Annotated in this window: 16 protein-coding genes; 9 read left to right on the forward strand and 7 right to left on the reverse strand. The window is 69.9% G+C overall.

Annotated features, from left to right (window positions below; all coding sequences use genetic code 11):
- Positions 1-34: 34 nt before the first annotated feature.
- Positions 35-226: a hypothetical protein gene (locus tag F4553_RS09285; protein ID WP_184834517.1), complete on the reverse strand. Its 192-nt coding sequence runs from the start codon at positions 224-226 to the stop codon at positions 35-37.
- A gap of 35 nt (positions 227-261) precedes the next feature.
- Between F4553_RS09285 and F4553_RS09290 the strand changes: the two genes are divergently transcribed.
- Together F4553_RS09290 and F4553_RS09295 are read left to right on the forward strand one after the other, a co-directional pair.
- Positions 262-423: a hypothetical protein gene (locus F4553_RS09290; RefSeq protein WP_184834519.1), complete on the forward strand. Its 162-nt coding sequence runs from the start codon at positions 262-264 to the stop codon at positions 421-423.
- Between the two features lie 75 nt (positions 424-498).
- The gene (locus tag F4553_RS09295) at positions 499-813 is read left to right on the forward strand and encodes a hypothetical protein (RefSeq protein WP_184834521.1); all 315 of its coding nucleotides are present in this window, start codon (positions 499-501) and stop codon (positions 811-813) included.
- 46 nt (positions 814-859) lie between these two features.
- Here F4553_RS09295 and F4553_RS09300 read toward each other — a convergent pair whose 3' ends face one another.
- Entirely contained in the window at positions 860-1,375 is a 516-nt protein-coding gene (locus F4553_RS09300; RefSeq protein WP_221469828.1) for a hypothetical protein, read from the reverse strand.
- Positions 1,376-1,619: 244 nt separating this feature from the next.
- Between F4553_RS09300 and F4553_RS09305 the strand changes: the two genes are divergently transcribed.
- From F4553_RS09305 to F4553_RS09315, 3 genes are all read left to right on the forward strand, one after another.
- Positions 1,620-2,570 carry a DUF1152 domain-containing protein gene (locus F4553_RS09305; protein WP_184834525.1) on the forward strand — a complete coding sequence of 317 codons (951 nt, stop codon included), beginning with the start codon at positions 1,620-1,622 and terminating at the stop codon, positions 2,568-2,570.
- 197 nt (positions 2,571-2,767) lie between these two features.
- Positions 2,768-3,805, forward strand: a complete 1,038-nt coding sequence (locus F4553_RS09310) for an aldo/keto reductase (RefSeq protein ID WP_184834527.1) — start codon at positions 2,768-2,770, stop codon at positions 3,803-3,805.
- Positions 3,806-4,079: 274 nt separating this feature from the next.
- Complete coding sequence (locus F4553_RS09315) at positions 4,080-4,397, forward strand: hypothetical protein (RefSeq protein WP_184834529.1); 318 nt, start codon at positions 4,080-4,082, stop codon at positions 4,395-4,397.
- Positions 4,398-4,530: 133 nt separating this feature from the next.
- Here the strand turns inward: F4553_RS09315 and F4553_RS09320 are convergent, their stop codons facing one another.
- A complete protein-coding gene (locus tag F4553_RS09320) occupies positions 4,531-4,767 on the reverse strand; it encodes a hypothetical protein (RefSeq protein WP_184834532.1) in 237 nt (78 codons plus the stop codon).
- A 42-nt stretch (positions 4,768-4,809) separates the two neighbouring features.
- Between F4553_RS09320 and F4553_RS09325 the strand changes: the two genes are divergently transcribed.
- Positions 4,810-5,975 (forward strand): IS3 family transposase gene (locus F4553_RS09325; RefSeq protein WP_184830570.1). Its coding sequence is split into 2 segments (ribosomal slippage): positions 4,810-5,094 and positions 5,097-5,975, totalling 1,164 coding nucleotides; the frame shifts between segments, so codons are not numbered across the junction.
- Positions 5,976-5,988: 13 nt separating this feature from the next.
- Here the strand turns inward: F4553_RS09325 and F4553_RS09330 are convergent.
- Entirely contained in the window at positions 5,989-6,153 is a 165-nt protein-coding gene (locus tag F4553_RS09330; protein ID WP_184834534.1) for a hypothetical protein, read from the reverse strand.
- Positions 6,154-6,278: 125 nt separating this feature from the next.
- Between F4553_RS09330 and F4553_RS09335 the strand changes: the two genes are divergently transcribed.
- Positions 6,279-9,056 (forward strand): AfsR/SARP family transcriptional regulator, encoded by a 2,778-nt coding sequence (locus F4553_RS09335; RefSeq protein WP_184834536.1) that lies wholly within the window; start codon positions 6,279-6,281, stop codon positions 9,054-9,056.
- Between the two features lie 596 nt (positions 9,057-9,652).
- On the opposite strand, the gene F4553_RS09340 is transcribed toward F4553_RS09335, so the two are convergent.
- Positions 9,653-10,327: an NUDIX hydrolase gene (locus F4553_RS09340; RefSeq protein ID WP_184834539.1), complete on the reverse strand. Its 675-nt coding sequence runs from the start codon at positions 10,325-10,327 to the stop codon at positions 9,653-9,655.
- Positions 10,328-10,421: 94 nt separating this feature from the next.
- Between F4553_RS09340 and F4553_RS09345 the strand changes: the two genes are divergently transcribed.
- Complete coding sequence (locus tag F4553_RS09345) at positions 10,422-11,459, forward strand: SPFH domain-containing protein (RefSeq protein ID WP_184834541.1); 1,038 nt, start codon at positions 10,422-10,424, stop codon at positions 11,457-11,459.
- Positions 11,456-12,358: a diacylglycerol kinase catalytic domain-containing protein gene (locus F4553_RS09350; protein ID WP_184834543.1), complete on the forward strand. Its 903-nt coding sequence runs from the start codon at positions 11,456-11,458 to the stop codon at positions 12,356-12,358. The genes F4553_RS09345 and F4553_RS09350 overlap by 4 nt, the downstream gene beginning before the upstream one ends.
- Before the next feature lie 49 nt (positions 12,359-12,407).
- On the opposite strand, the gene F4553_RS09355 is transcribed toward F4553_RS09350, so the two are convergent.
- Together F4553_RS09355 and F4553_RS09360 are read right to left on the reverse strand one after the other, a co-directional pair.
- Positions 12,408-13,070: a hypothetical protein gene (locus F4553_RS09355; RefSeq protein ID WP_184834545.1), complete on the reverse strand. Its 663-nt coding sequence runs from the start codon at positions 13,068-13,070 to the stop codon at positions 12,408-12,410.
- 43 nt (positions 13,071-13,113) lie between these two features.
- Positions 13,114-14,187, reverse strand: a complete 1,074-nt coding sequence (locus F4553_RS09360) for an IS110 family RNA-guided transposase (protein ID WP_184840554.1) — start codon at positions 14,185-14,187, stop codon at positions 13,114-13,116.
- Positions 14,188-14,391 lie beyond the last annotated feature (204 nt).

Raw genomic sequence — 14,391 nt, forward strand, 5'->3', positions numbered from 1 at the left:
AACCCGCTGCTAAACCCGTCCGAGCCCGCTCCGGCTACCACCAGGCCAGAAGCCGCGGCTCCGGTTCCGCCTCCAGCCGCGAGGTGAGGTACCGGCGGAGCGCCCGCAGCCCGGCGGTGTCGGGCAGACCCATCCGGTCGAAGGCGGCCAGCACCGAGGCGAGCTCCACCGTCACGCCGCTGTCGCCGTCGAGGATCCGGCAGTACGCCGTCCCGCGCCTGGCCAACGCCGACTCCAACGGGCTCTTCGCCGCCTCCGCGCGTGCGTCAGAGCCTCCTGGAAAGCGGCGCGGGCGGCCGCCACGGAGCCCCTGGCGAGGTGGACCGCGCCGAGGTTGCTGTGGACCTCGGCCTGTCCGAGCGCGTACCCGGCCGCCCGGTGGAGGGCGAGCGCCGCGTGCGGGCCTGCGCCGCCGCCGCGTGATCGCCGGTCCGCAGGTGCAGTGTGCCGAGGAAGTTGTGGGCGTTTGCCGCGCCGGGCTGGTAGCCGGCGTCCCTGGTGCAGGTCCAGGGCCGCGCTCAGCGACACGGCTGCCCGGTCGAAGTGGCCGGTGCGCTGGTCGACGTCACCGGCACATGTGTGGGCGACGACCCTTCCCGCATCGACAGCGTGGACTACCAGCGCGGCATCAGCCAGGGCCAGGCACGCCAGTTCGAGGCCGACCTCATCTTCCAGGCGATACGCCGCGGTGATCTGTGCTTGTCCTGCGGCGGCTCCGAAGCATCGATCGGCCATGCCTCCGACTGCTGGTACGACCAGCCCCCACCGGTTCCCCGCGACTTCGACGAGCCACTGGCACCGCCCACGCGGTAGCGCCGAGGTGGACGGACCGGTGGTGGAGCCGGCGTCGACGTCGCGGTCAGTTCGGGTAGACGTGGCAGGCGACGCCCTCGTCCACGTATCCGAGCCTGGCGACCGCAGTGTCCCGCTCGGCTGCCGAGGCGGTGTAGAAATGGTCCATGCTGCTCGGGTTGTACACGCGCAGCAGCGGCGCGGTGCCCGCCCCGGCCGTCGCGAACACATGGCAGGCGATGCCCTCGTCCACGTAGCCGAACCTGGCGACCGCGGTGTCCCGCTCGGTGACCGAGGCAGTGTAGAGGTGGTCCCCGGAGTCCGGGTTGTACAACCGCAGCAGCGGTGTGGTGCCCGTGGCCGCCGTCGCGGACACGTGGCCCGCGACGCCCTCGTCCGTGTAGCCGAACCTGGCGACCGCGGTATCCCGCTCGGTGACTGAGGTGGTGTAGAGGTGGTCCCCGGAGTCCGGGTTGTACAACCGCAGCAGTGCCGTCGAGGTGGCTCTCGTCGCCGGTGGTGCGCCGTGGGGCGACGCCTGAGTGTCAGCGGCGGCCGGCTCCCCGGACGGTTCAGACCCCATCGCCGAGCTCACGCGTGGCTTCGACGGATACGGCACCGAGGGCATGACTTCTCCTCCACATCGCACTGCATTCACCGTCATACATACGCGAGTGGCCGGGTACCGGCAACGGCTCCCCGGTTCGAATCTGCTGCCGTGCGGCGGCCGAGTCGTCCGCGGCCCTGGGACCCGAGCACCAACCCGGCGCGTATGCGGGCGGTGTAGCTTGCTGGTGCGTACGGTGACGGCCGTCCTGGGAGGCCACATGCAGCGACCCGCGATCTTCTCCGCGCTCGACCCGTGCCGGCGTGTCCTGATCGCGGGCGCGGGCGGCGGCTTCGACGTCTACGCCGGCCTCCCCCTCGCCCTCGCCCTGATGAGCGGCGACAGGCAGGTGTACCTGGCCAACCTGTCGTTCTCCGAACTGCACCTTCTCGACCTCGACGTCTGGCTCGACCAGGACATCGCCGCGATCACGCCGGCCACCACCGGCCTGGACGGCTACTTCCCGGAACGCTCCCTCGCCGTCTGGCTCGCCGCCCACGACCTACCAGCCACCGTGTACGCGTTCCCGCAGACCGGCGTGCAACCACTGCGCACCGCGTACCGGACCCTGACCGGCAGCCTCGGCATCGACGCCGTCGTGCTCGTCGACGGCGGCACCGACATCCTCATGCGCGGCGACGAATCCGGCCTCGGCACGCCCGTCGAGGACATGACCAGCCTCGCCGCAGTCGCCGGACTCCCCCACATCCCCGTACGGCTCGTCGCCTGCCTCGGCTTCGGCATCGACGCCTACCACGGCGTCAACCACGTTCAGGTACTCGAGAACATCGCCGACCTCGACCGCGAAGGCGCCTACCTCGGAGCCTTCTCCATCCCGAGCCGCTCGCAGGAGGCCGAGCTCTACCGCGACGCCGTCGCGCACGCCCAGGCCGCGACGCCGCTACGGCCGAGCATCGTCAACGGGCAGATCGCCGCCGCGCTCGACGGACGCCACGGCGACATCCGCTTCACCCGCCGCACCGCCGACAGCAAGCTGTTCGTCAACCCGCTCATGGGCCTGTACTTCACCTTCGACCTCGCCGGCCTCGCCCAGCAGAACCTCTACCTCGACCTGATCGACGACACGATCGGCATGAACCAGGTCGCCGGCCGCATCGAAGCGTTCCGCCACCAGACATCCACCCGCGTGCCCCGCGCCTACCCGCACTGAGCCGGCGACCCGGGCGGCTACCGCACGCCCGAACGCCTCAGCCGCGGCGGCGGCTCGCGGTCCTCGACGAGGTGATCGTCGTAGGCGCGTCCTCGTGCCGTTCCAGCCCGGCACCACGTCGCCAGACCTGCTACCGCCGAGCCGGTGAGCTGCTGGGAGCATGAGGACCTCAGCCCTGGATGTTTGGAGGCGCAACGATGGAGTACCGCACCTTGGGCGGCACCGGCACGGTGGTGTCCGCACAGTGCCTGGGCACGATGACGTTCGGCAAGGAGAGCAGCGAGGAGGTGTCGCATGCTCAGCTCGATCGGTTCATCGAGCGAGGGGGGAACTTCATCGACACGGCCGACGTGTACTCCCGTGGTCTGTCGGAGGAGATCGTCGGTCGCTGGCTGGCCGCCCGGCAGGGCGTGCGGGATCAGATCGTCGTCGCGACGAAGGGGCGTTTCCCGATGGGAGACGGACCCAATGACGCCGGCCTGACCCGCACCAGCCTGTCCCGGGCGCTGGACGCGAGCCTGCGCCGGCTCGGCGTCGAGACCATCGACCTCTACCAGGCCCACGCCTGGGATCCCCTGACACCGATCGAGGAGACTCTGCGGTTCTTCGACGACGCGGTGCGCGCCGGCAAGATCCGATACGCGGGCGTCAGCAACTTCCTCGGCTGGCAGCTGCAGAAAGCCGCACTGACGGCCCAGTTCCGGGGGCTTGTGCCCGTCGTGACGCTGCAGCCCCAGTACAACCTGCTGGTACGCGATATCGAGTTCGAGCTGGTCGATGTGTGCCGCAATGAGAGCATCGGGATTCTGCCGTGGTCACCGCTGGCAGGCGGCTGGCTGACGGGGAAGTACGCCCGTGATCACACCCCGACGGGCGCGACCCGACTCGGCGAGGATCCGCAGCGCGGCATGGAGGCCTATGCACCGCGCAACGCGCAGGAGCGCACGTGGCAGGTCATCGACGCGGTGCGGCAGGTCGCCGACGGTCGCGGCGTGTCCATGTCGCAGGTGGCGCTGGCCTGGGTCGCGGGCAGGCCGGCGATCACCTCGGTGATCCTCGGCGCACGAACGCTCGAACAGCTCGACGACAACCTCGGCGCCGCCGAGTTGCGCCTGTCCGAGCAGGAGAGGGGTCTGCTCACCGAGGTCAGCTCGCCGATCGTGTCCGACTATCCGTACGGCACGCCGGGCGCTCAGCAGCGCTCGCGCGCCCTGCCTCCGTCAATCGGAGGCTGACCAGAGAACTTCGAGTGCACCAGACCTCTCGCCGCGGCCTGGCTTCGTGACCGGGTCAGGCTGTGGATGCCGTGTCGACGACGCGCCGGACCGCAGTTCCGGCGCGTCGTAGCCCAGCACCTCCACGACGTCAGAGCTGTTGACGGTCAGTTACATTCGGTTGACATCTAATTCACGATGAGTAACTACCGTGAATTCTGTTTAATTTCAACGAGATATATAAATAGATCTATGGTCAGGGTTCGCTCACCGATCACGAAGGAGTTCAGCATCCATGTTGCGCAAGATCGGCTTGATGATCGCGCTGTCCGCCACCCTCATCGGCTCTATGGCGGGGCCGGCCACTGCCGCCCCGGCCTCCCCGCCGGCTGCCGTCGCCGCCGGTGACGGTGCCACAATCCAGTCCCTCCACTACGTCTGCGCACAGGACCTCTTGCTGCGCACGCAGCCCGGAGGCTCGACGTATATCGGCACGCTGCACTACGGGTGGTGGGTCGACTACTCCTACTCCGTCACCGGATGGTCCTACGTGTACTCGTACGACTACAGCCGCTGGGGCTGGGTCCAGAGCGGCTGGCTCGACCCCTGCTGAGTTGATCATCGTTCGGGGCCGCATCGACATAGGTGCGGCCCCCCAACCGGCGGAGCGCCGACAGCGCTGAAGGAGGCGCCACCCGGCCTGCAGGCCGGGTGGCGCCTCCTTCATGCACCGCGCACGCTGCGTATTAGCACTTGTACGGGCTGCCGTTGCTGTAGAGGTGGTCGTCGAAGATCCAGCCGTAGAGGTTCTGACCCCGGACCTTCACATAGGTCCAGGTGTGGTCGTAGGAGTTGGTGACATAGCAGTAGTAGTCCAGCGCCGTCGACCCGGGCAGGGTCTTGAGCGACGTGCAGGACTCGTACGGTCCGGTGCGCAGCGGCGAGGAATCCAGGGTGGGGTCTGCTGCACCGATAGGTGACATTCGAGATGGCTTGCCCTGTGGGCAGGCTGGAAGGATGTCGCTGTGCCCAAGCCCTACCCCCGTGAGTTCCGTGACGATGTCGTGCGGGTCGCGCAAAACCGTGATGCCGGCGTGACGGTTGAGCAGATCGCCAATGACTTCGGCGTGCATCCGATGACGTTGTTCAAGTGGCTGCGCGCCGCCGACGTCGACGCCGGGACCAGACCCGGCGTGAGCAGCACCGAGTCTGCAGAGCTCCGCGAGGCGCGCAAGCGGATCAGGCTCCTCGAACAGGAGAACGAGGTCCTGCGCCGGGCTGCGGCCTACCTGTCGCAGGCGCACCTGCCGGGAAAAGGATCTACCCGCTCGTGAAGGATCTGGCCGCCGACGGCATCCCCGTCGCGGTGACGTGCCGGGTACTGAAGATCTCCCGCCAGCACTACTACCGGTGGCTTGCCGAACCGGTCACCCTGGCTGAGTACACGCAGGCGTGGCGAGCCGACGCGCTGTTCGACGCTCACCGCGACGATCCGGAGTTCGGGTACCGGTTCCTGGCCGACGAGGCCGCCGCGGCCGGGCAGCCGATGGCCGACAGGACCGCGTGGAAGATCTGCTCCAGCGGTGGCTGGTTCAGCGCCTTCGCCCGCAAACGGCGTGGCAAGGGCCGCAAGGTCGGTCCGCCGGTCCACGACGACCTCGTGCGCCGGGACTTCACCGCCGCCGGGCCGAACCGGCTGTGGCTTGCCGACATCACCGAACATCGCACCGGCGAGGGCAAGCTGTACCTGTGCGCGGTCAAGGACGTCTGGTCCAACCGGATCGTCGGCTACTCGATCGACTCGCGCATGAAGTCCCGGCTGGCCGTGAACGCGCTGAACAACGCCGTCGCCCGCCGCAACGGCGTGGCCGGATGCGTTCTGCACACCGACCGCGGCAGCCAATTCCGATCAAGGAAGTTCGTCGGCGCGCTGCACCGGCACCGGATGCTCGGCTCGATGGGCCGGGTCGGAGCCGCCGGCGACAACGCGGCCATGGAGTCGTTCTTCGGCCTGCTGCAGAACAACGTCCTGGACCGCCGCACCTGGGCCACCCGTGAACAGCTGCGCACCGCGATCGTGACCTGGATCGAGCGCACCTACCACCGCCGTCGACGCCAGCGCCCGCTAGGCAAGTTGACCCCTATCGAGTTCGAGACCATCATGACCCCACAGGCCAGTCAGGCCGCGTGACTACACCTGTCACCTATCGGTGCAGCAGACCCGTGTACTCGCCGGCACCAGACGGGTCCTTGTTGGTCCCAGCGCTGCCGCAGCCGGCAGCGCTGGCCGGTGAGCCGACGGCGAACACGCCGGCGGCGACGGTGACCGCCACCACGGCCAAGCCCGCGCGGGCTTTGTTGATGAGCATCGCTCCTCCTCGTCAGGTCGTGCGTACCCCGACAAGGCTTGCGGTTGGCTCTATATACGGCCTACATGCAAGATACATATGGGCATGTGTGATGCATGCATCCGTCGTCGGGGAGGGAATCGCTCTTGTCCGGGCTGCGCTTTCGGATTCTCGGACCGACGGCGGCATGCCGGGATGGAGTCGATCTCGACCTGGGCAGCCCCAAGCAGCGAACGCTCCTCGTCGCCCTGCTGCTGGAGCCCGGCCGCGTCCTGCCGATGCGGCGCCTGCTGGAGCTTCTCTGGGGCGATCCGCCGGCATCGGCGACCGCCAACACCCGCACCTATGCCCATGGACTCCGGAAGGTGCTGGGTCCGGTCCTGCATGCGCGCGACGGCGGCTACGTCCTCGACGTGCCGGCCGCCGATTCCGACCTGGGGCAGTTCACCGCTGAGGTCGCGGCGGCCCGGCTGGGCCGGTCTGCCGGTGATCTCGCCGAAGCCGGGCGCCACTACGAGAAGGCGCTGGGGATGTGGCGCGGCGCCTGCGGCGAGGACCTGCCGGACGACACTCCACTCTCCTTTCAGCTCGCATCGGTCACAGACCGGCGCGCGATCGTGATGGAGGAGTACGCCGACCTGCGGCTGTGCCGGGGTCCCGATCCGGGGCTGGCCGAGGAGCTGCACCGGATGGTGGCCGAACACCCGACCCGGGAGAGTCTGTGGGCGCTGCTGATGCGGACGCTGGCGGCCACCGGAGACACGGCGGGTGCGCTGGAGGCGTACCACCGGGCTCGGGAGGTGCTGGCCGAGCGCCTCGGCGTCGACCCCGGTGCGGAACTGGTCGACCTGCAACGGTCGATCCTCGCGCGGGAGTCCGCGGTCCTCGCCCCTCCCCCGGCTCCGTCCCAGCCTGCCGTTCCGCACGAGCTGCCCGCCCGGCCGGCGGTCTTCGTCGGGCGCACGGAAGACGTCGAGGCGCTGCTGCTGGCGGCCGAGAAGCACGACCGCCGCTGCCCGCTGGTGCTGGCGATCGACGGTCCGGGCGGTATCGGCAAGTCGGCTCTCGCCGTCGAACTCGCCCACCGGCTCAGCGAGGGCAGCGGCGAGCAGGCCGACGGCGAGATCTACGTCGACCTGCAGGGCGGGCGCAGCGGGCTGAGGACGCCCACCCCGGACGAGGTCCTGCTCCGGCTGCTGCGGTCGCTGGGCGAGTCGGAGCTGGGCCAGCAGGAGGTGGAGGGCTTGTCGGCCCGCTGGCGCAGCCTCACCCACGCCCGCAGCCTGGTGGTCGTGCTCGACAACGTCCTCGATGCGGAGCAGGTCCGACCGCTGCTGCCCAACGGCGCCGCTTGCACGGTCGTCATCACCTCCCGGCGGCGCCTGGTCGACCTGGACCTGACCGCCCGCCGGACCCTGCCGACCTTGGACGCCGACGACGCGCTCGAGCTGCTCAGAGCACTCATCGACGCCGGGGAGGGCCCACTGCGGCAGATCGCGGAGCTGTGCGGCGGGCTGCCGCTGGCCCTGCGGATGGCGGCCGCACGCCTGGCCAGCCGCACCGACCTGACCGTCGAGGACCTCGCCCTGCGGCTAGGCGACGACCGGCTGCGGTTGAACGAGCTCGGCTATCGCGACACCGGGGTCCGTGCGACGTTCATGTCGAGCTTCGTCGCCCTGTCCGGCAGCGACGACCCGGTGGACCGCGACGCCGCGACCCTGTTCTGCCTGCTGGGCCTGCTGCCCGTGTCGGTATGCGCCGTCGAAGCCGCCTACGCGCTCATCGACACCGGCAGCGACGACGCCTGCGTGGGCCGCCTGGTCGAGCTCCAGCTCGTGACCAGCGACCAGGGGTGCCTGCGGCTGCATGACCTGCTGCGCCTGTTCGCCCGGGAACTCGCCGCCGAGCTGCCCCCGGCCGAGACCGAGGCGGCGATCTACCGGGCCGCCTGGTTCTACGCCGAGTCGGCGCGGCTGGCCTGGCAGCGCGTACGCCCCCTGATCGGGCGGCCGCTGCCGCCCAGCCCGCTGAAGCGGGCGACGGCTGTCGATCCGCCGTCGCGGGCCGACGGGCTGCGCTGGCTGGCCGACACGTCCGGGTCGATGCGGGAGCTGCTGTTCGCGCTGCCCACGCTTCCGGCCGTTCCGGCAGCGGTCGGCGTGGCGATGCTGCGTACCCTCACCAGCCACGACGGCATCGCCGGGACCTTCCGCGACACCGTGGCGGTGGCGGGCCGGGTGGTCGAGCACGCCAGAGACCGCCACGATCCGATGGCCGAGCTGATAGCGCGGCGGCTCGTCGCGATCAACCTCCAGCGGCTGCGCCGGTATCCGGAGGCGCGTGCCTGCATCGAGCCGGCGATCGAGCTGCTGCCCATGGTGAGCGATCCCGTGGAGCGCATCACGACACTGAACACCTTCGGCATCTTCCGGACCGAGTGGGGCGACCTCGACGCCGCCGAGGAGTCATTGCGGGCCGGGCTCGACCTCGCCCGCGAGTACGGCGATCCGCCCTGGACCGCGTTGCTGCTGCACAGCCTCGGCATGCACCAGCGGGTCCGGGGTGAGCTGGCCGAGGCGATCGAGCTGCTGCGGGAGGCTTTCGACCTCCGGCTGGACCTGGCCGATGAGATCGGCGAGACCTATACCCGGATGCAGCTCGGCAAGGCCCTGTCCGCGTTCGGCGGATTGGCCGAAGGGCTGGGGCATCTGGACCACGCGCTGCGGGCGGCGGAGCGGATGAACTCCGCGGAGCTCGCCCGCGAGATCAGGATCGACCGGATGGAGGTGCTGTCGAAGGCCGGCCGGGTCGGCGAGGCGACCGGAGAGCTCCGGGCTGCCTTGGAGATCTGCCATCGGATGGACGACGAAGGGCTCAAGGCCGAGGTCCTTCGCGAGGCCGAGCGGCTGCGAGTGCCGGCCTGAGGCGGAATCCTGGAAGTGCCGAATTCGTGACAAGCCCTGCCCTGCCCTGCCGGTGCTCGTGAAGTGACGCCCCGCTTCCACGCGCACCGTGCGACTCTTTTTGCGCGCTTCGCGTCTTCAATCGACAGCGACTCCATGACGCTGAAGTGCACCCGATCCGGACTCCAATAGCGGGCCGCTACCGCCCTGCCCTGACACACGGCCGACGAGCGCAACGGGTGATCGACGCGCTCGCCGAACCGACCGAAGCCCGCACGCAGCTGGGACAGCCTCGGCTACATCCACCACTTCCATGACCGTGGACGCGCCGTGGCCTGCGACGAACACGCGATCCGCCTGTTCCGAGAGAACGGCAACCGGTACCACGAAGCCGAAACCCTCACCCACCTCGGCGGCACTCACCGCGTCGCAGGCGTCCCGACGCCGTCCGCACCGCCTGGCACCCGGCCCGCGACATCCTCGACGACCTGCACCATCCCGACAACAGACGAGTCCATGCTCTGCTCAAGAGGCTTTACGCCCACAATTCGCCTCGGTAGCGGCTCGGCACTGCACCGCCTCACCCGATCTTGACTCTGGCCGGGCCGGGACGCCGGTCATGCGGGCCGCAGCATCGGCGGGTGCAGCAGCTGGGCGGACCCGCGCCGGAAGAGCTGAGCGGGCCGTCCCCGGTCCGCGGTGACCGACCGGCCGACCGGTTCGACGAAGCCGGGCGTGGTGGTCACCTTGCGGTGGAAGTTGCGCGGGTCCAGGTGCGCGTCCCAGACGGTCTGATAGACCTCGCGCAGCTCGGTGACGGTGAACTCGGCCGGGCAGAACGCCGTGGCCAGCGGCGTGTACTCCAGCTTGGCGCGGGCACGCTCCACACCGTCGGCGAGGATCCGCCCGTGGTCGAAGGCAAGCTCCGGGGCCGGCAGCGCGAGCCAGGCCGCGGAGGCCGCGTCGCCGCCGGCCACCGGGACCGGCTGGTCGGGCAGCAGGGCGAGGTAGGCAACGGTCACCACCCGGCCGCGCGGGTCGCGGTCGGGCGCGCCGTAGCTGGCCAGCTGCTCCAGGTGCCCCAGCGGCGCGGTCAGTCCGGTCTCCTCGCGCAGCTCGCGGGCTGCGGCACCGTCGAGGTCCTCGTCCGGCCGCACGAAGCCGCCGGGTAGCGCCCATCCGTCCAGGTACGGTGCCACGCCGCGCCGGACCAGCAGGACGTGCAGCCGATCGGACCGCACGGTGAGCATCACAAGGTCAACGGTGACGGAGAACACGGGGTATTCGGACATCTTATTTATCACCACCTTGACGAGAATCTATCACGCCGTTTATCGTCGACATGACGAAAAATGGATCTGGGGTTTAGCGAGAGGAACGATCACCATGGCCGACGTTTCGAGACGGCTCTTCCTGCGCCACCTGCGCAGCAACCCGACCAGCTGGGTGCGCCACAGCGTCAAGGGCACAGCCCAGCGGGAGGGCGTCGGCCTCGCCTTCTGGTACCGGCCGCTCACCGCAGTACTGAGCGAGGTGCCCGTCGACGACCGCGAGCTGCCGCTGCTCTTCCACGCCCGCACCAGCGACTTCACCGACGTCACCGTGCAGGCCACCGTGACCTACCGGGTCGCCGAGCCGGCGCTGGCCGTCGCCCGGCTCGACTTCTCCATCGACCCCTACCAGGGTGCCGCCCGGGGACGGCCGCTCGACCAGATCGCCACCCTGCTGGCCGAGCTCGCCCAGCAGCCCGCACTGGACCTGCTGGCCCGGCTGCCGCTGGCTGAGGCGCTGACCGAGGTCGCAGCCGTCCGCGAGGCGGTGTCATCGGCGCTGAGCGGCGAGCCACGCCTGACCGACCTCGGCGTACAGGTCGTCAGCGCCAGGGTCGTCGCGATCCGGCCCGAACCCGAGCTGGAGCGGGCCCTGCAGACCCCCACCCGTGAAGCCGTGCAGGCCGAGGCGGACCGGGCCACCTTCGCCCGGCGCGCCCAGGCCGTCGAGCAGGAGCGCGGCATCGCCGAGAACGAGCTGCAGAACAAGATCGAGCTTGCCCGGCGCGAGCAGCAGCTCGTCGAGCAGAACGGTGCCAACGCGCGCCGCGCTGCAGAACTCGATGCCAACGCCCAGCTCGCCGCCACCCAGGGCAAGGCCGAACGCGGCCGGCTTCTCACCGCCGCCGAGGCGGAGAAGGACCAGCTCCTGGCCGAGGCGAAGGCCGCCGGGGTCCGGGCGCTCGGCGTCGCGCAGGGCGAGGCCGAGGCCGCGAAGCTCGCTGCCTACCGGGAAATTCCGCCGGCCGTGCTGCACGCCCTGGCGCTGCGCGAACTGGCCGGTCAACTGCCCCAGATCGGCCAGCTGACGGTCACGCCGGACGTGGTCACCGGACTACTGGCCCGGTTCGGGGCGGAGAACCCCGGACGATGAGCGCGACACTGGCTCCGAGGGCCGTCGTGGTGTCCCGGCGCAGCGAGCTCGACGAGCTGCTCGGGCGCCACGGCACCCGCGCCGCGGCGGCCTACTTCCTGCACCAGCGGGGCCGCGACATCGCCGAGGTCGATCAGCGGCACGCCGCACTGCACCAGGCCCTCAACGCGGTCGGCGCCGCCCTGCCGTCAGGCTGGCGGCGCGGCCACGTCGACCGCGACGACCTGTCCCGGTTCCTCTTCGCGCGGGAGGACATCGTCATCACCGTCGGGCAGGACGGCCTCGTCGCCAACGCGGCCAAATACCTCGACGGGCAGCCCGTCATCGGGGTCGACCCCGAGCCGTCGCGCAACCCCGGCGTGCTGGCCCGCTTCCCGGCGGCGGCGATGGCGAAACTGCTGCCCTCCGTCGCCTCCGGGACCGCTGGCACGCAACTGCGGGCGATGGCGGTCGCCACTCTCGACGACGGCCAGCGGCTCGCCGGACTCAACGAGATCTACATCGGACATGAGACCCACCAGTCGGCCCGCTACGTCGTGTCCACCCCGGACGGGCGGCGGGAGCGGCACTCCTCGTCCGGCGTACTCGTCGGGACGGGGACCGGGGCGAGCGGCTGGTGCGCGTCGGTGGCCCTGGGCCGCGGCCTGGCCGCGAACCTCCCCGCACCACAGGCCGGCGAGCTGTGCTGGTTCGTCCGGGAGGCCTGGCCCTCCCCCGCGACCGGCGCGGAGCTGACCGCGGGGCGCCTCGGTGCGGGCGAGCAGCTCACCCTGACCAGCGAAAGCGAGCGGCTGGTGGTCTTCGCCGACGGTGTCGAGGCCGACCACCTGGTGCTCGCGTGGGGGCAGCGGGTCACCGTCGGCATCGGACCCAGGCAGTTGCGGCTGGTCACGGACTGAGCAGGAAAGCGACAGAGCCCCGGCACGCGGGAATTCGCGAATGTACCCCCTACCAGGTCACTGACTTCTCCACGAACCGGCCCGCGATCTCGCCCCGGTAGGCGGTCACCCGGATCGGGTAGGTCTTGCCGGCGCCGCAGGTCTGGTTCGTCAATTTCCTGGTGCCGTTGGCGGTGTCGGGAAAGGTGTTTCCGTTGACGAGGATGCGTACGCCGCTAGCGCCCTGTGATTTCCATGCCACCGTGATGTCGCCGAGGCCGATGACGCAGCTGCCTCGGGTCACAGTAAGCGCCGTGGTTCGGGGCAAGTTAGGCCATTTGCCGTGGTAGTCGCGTCGCGTGCCTGACGTTGCCCCTTTCTGCGGGACAGCACTGATGAGGAACGACGTATTCGGCTCGCAGGTGAGCTGGAAGGTGGCGGAGATGCTGCTGGCAGCGTCGTAGCCGCCGAGGAAGTCGGCGGACTTCGGGCCGTAGAGCTGAACGTTGTCGCCGCGGGCGATGCTCCACTTGACGTCGACGTAGCCGATCCAGCCGCCGGCGTCGGTTGACTCGTCGCACCGAATGTTGGTCACCGCCAGGGTGGTGACGGTCGGCCCGGCCGTCGGTGAGGGCAGCGTCTTGACGGTCGGCTGCGGCGAGGCGACAGCCGGGGTCTGCGTGGATGCCGGTACCTCGTCGGGTGCGGCGGAGGGGTCGAGCGTGGTCTGCACCTGGGAACTCCTCGCCACCGGGGCATTGACGCTCCTATATCTGTCAAGTTATGGCTGTGGTGGTGGTGTTCGTGCTGCGTAGGGGGCGCAGGAGTGCCCAGATTTCGCGAGCGAGTAGGCGTTTTAGGCAGCGGATGATCTCTGCTTTGGTCTTGCCTTCGCTGGTTCGGCGGGTGACGTAGGCGCGGGTGGGCTGGTGGTGTTGCATGCGGACGATGACGGAGCGGTAGAGCGCGGCGTTGGCCTGGCGGTGGCCGCCGCGGTTGAGTCGGTGGCGGGTGGTCAGGCCGGACGAGGCCGGGATCGGTGCGACGCCGCAGAGTCGGGCCCATGCTGCTTCGGAGCGAACGCGGTCGATGTTGTCGCCGGCGACGATGAGTAGCTCTGCGGCGGTGTCCGCGCCGACGCCGAACGCGGCGACGAGTTGCGGAACGAGCTGGGTGGTGAGCTCGGTCAGGAGTTTCTCGTGGGTTTTGATCTCGTCGTTGAGCTGCTGCCAGCGGCGTGCGATCGACCGCAGCGTGTGCTTGGTCGCCGCTGCTACGGTGGTGATGCTGCCGGGGCGCAGGGCTGCGCATCGGTTGATCAGGGCCATCTTCGACAAGGGCTGCAGCTGTTCGCGGAGTTCGGGTGCGGCGGTGACGATCACCGCTTTGAGAGTGATCATGGCTGAGGTCCGGGCCTTGACAGCGACGTCTTTGGCGACCTTGATCTGGCGGATCATCTCGACGGTGCCGTCGTTGGTCTTGGGGACCGAGGTGGCGTTGCCAGACAGGGCTGCGCGGGCGGCGTTCTCGGCGTCGAGGGTGTCGCTCTTGCCGCGTAGGCGCCGGTCGCGGCGGTCTGTCCGCAGGACCTCGACCACGCCGATGCCGCGCCTGCGCACGGCCGAGGTCAGCCCGACGCCGTAGGAGCCGGTCCCTTCGATCGCGAAGATCAGTCTGCGGGCGCCGAGGTCGGCCGCCCAGTCGATGAGCTGTTCGTATCCTGCCCGGTCGGCGGGGAAGGAGCGGTCGTCCAGGCGGCCGCCGATGTCGTCGAGGGCGACCGCGACGTGGACGTACTTGTGGGTGTCGACGCCGATGACGACTCGACGCAGTCGCGGGTCGGGGTTCATGCTTGTCACAGCTACCTCCAGCTCAGGCCTGGGCGCGGGTGGCGACGCTGGCCGGCCGGGTGGACGGGACTGTGACGAGACTGAGTTGCCTTCAGGCTCCTATGAGGTCACTGCCCGCCCGGCCAGCACCGCGGGGTGGTGCGCCGGCAGGCGGACGACAGATCAACAGCAAGGACACCCAGACTGCGGGGTCAGTCGTAAGCA

It is taken from the genome of Allocatelliglobosispora scoriae (assembly GCF_014204945.1).
Lineage (GTDB): Bacteria > Actinomycetota > Actinomycetes > Mycobacteriales > Micromonosporaceae > Allocatelliglobosispora > Allocatelliglobosispora scoriae.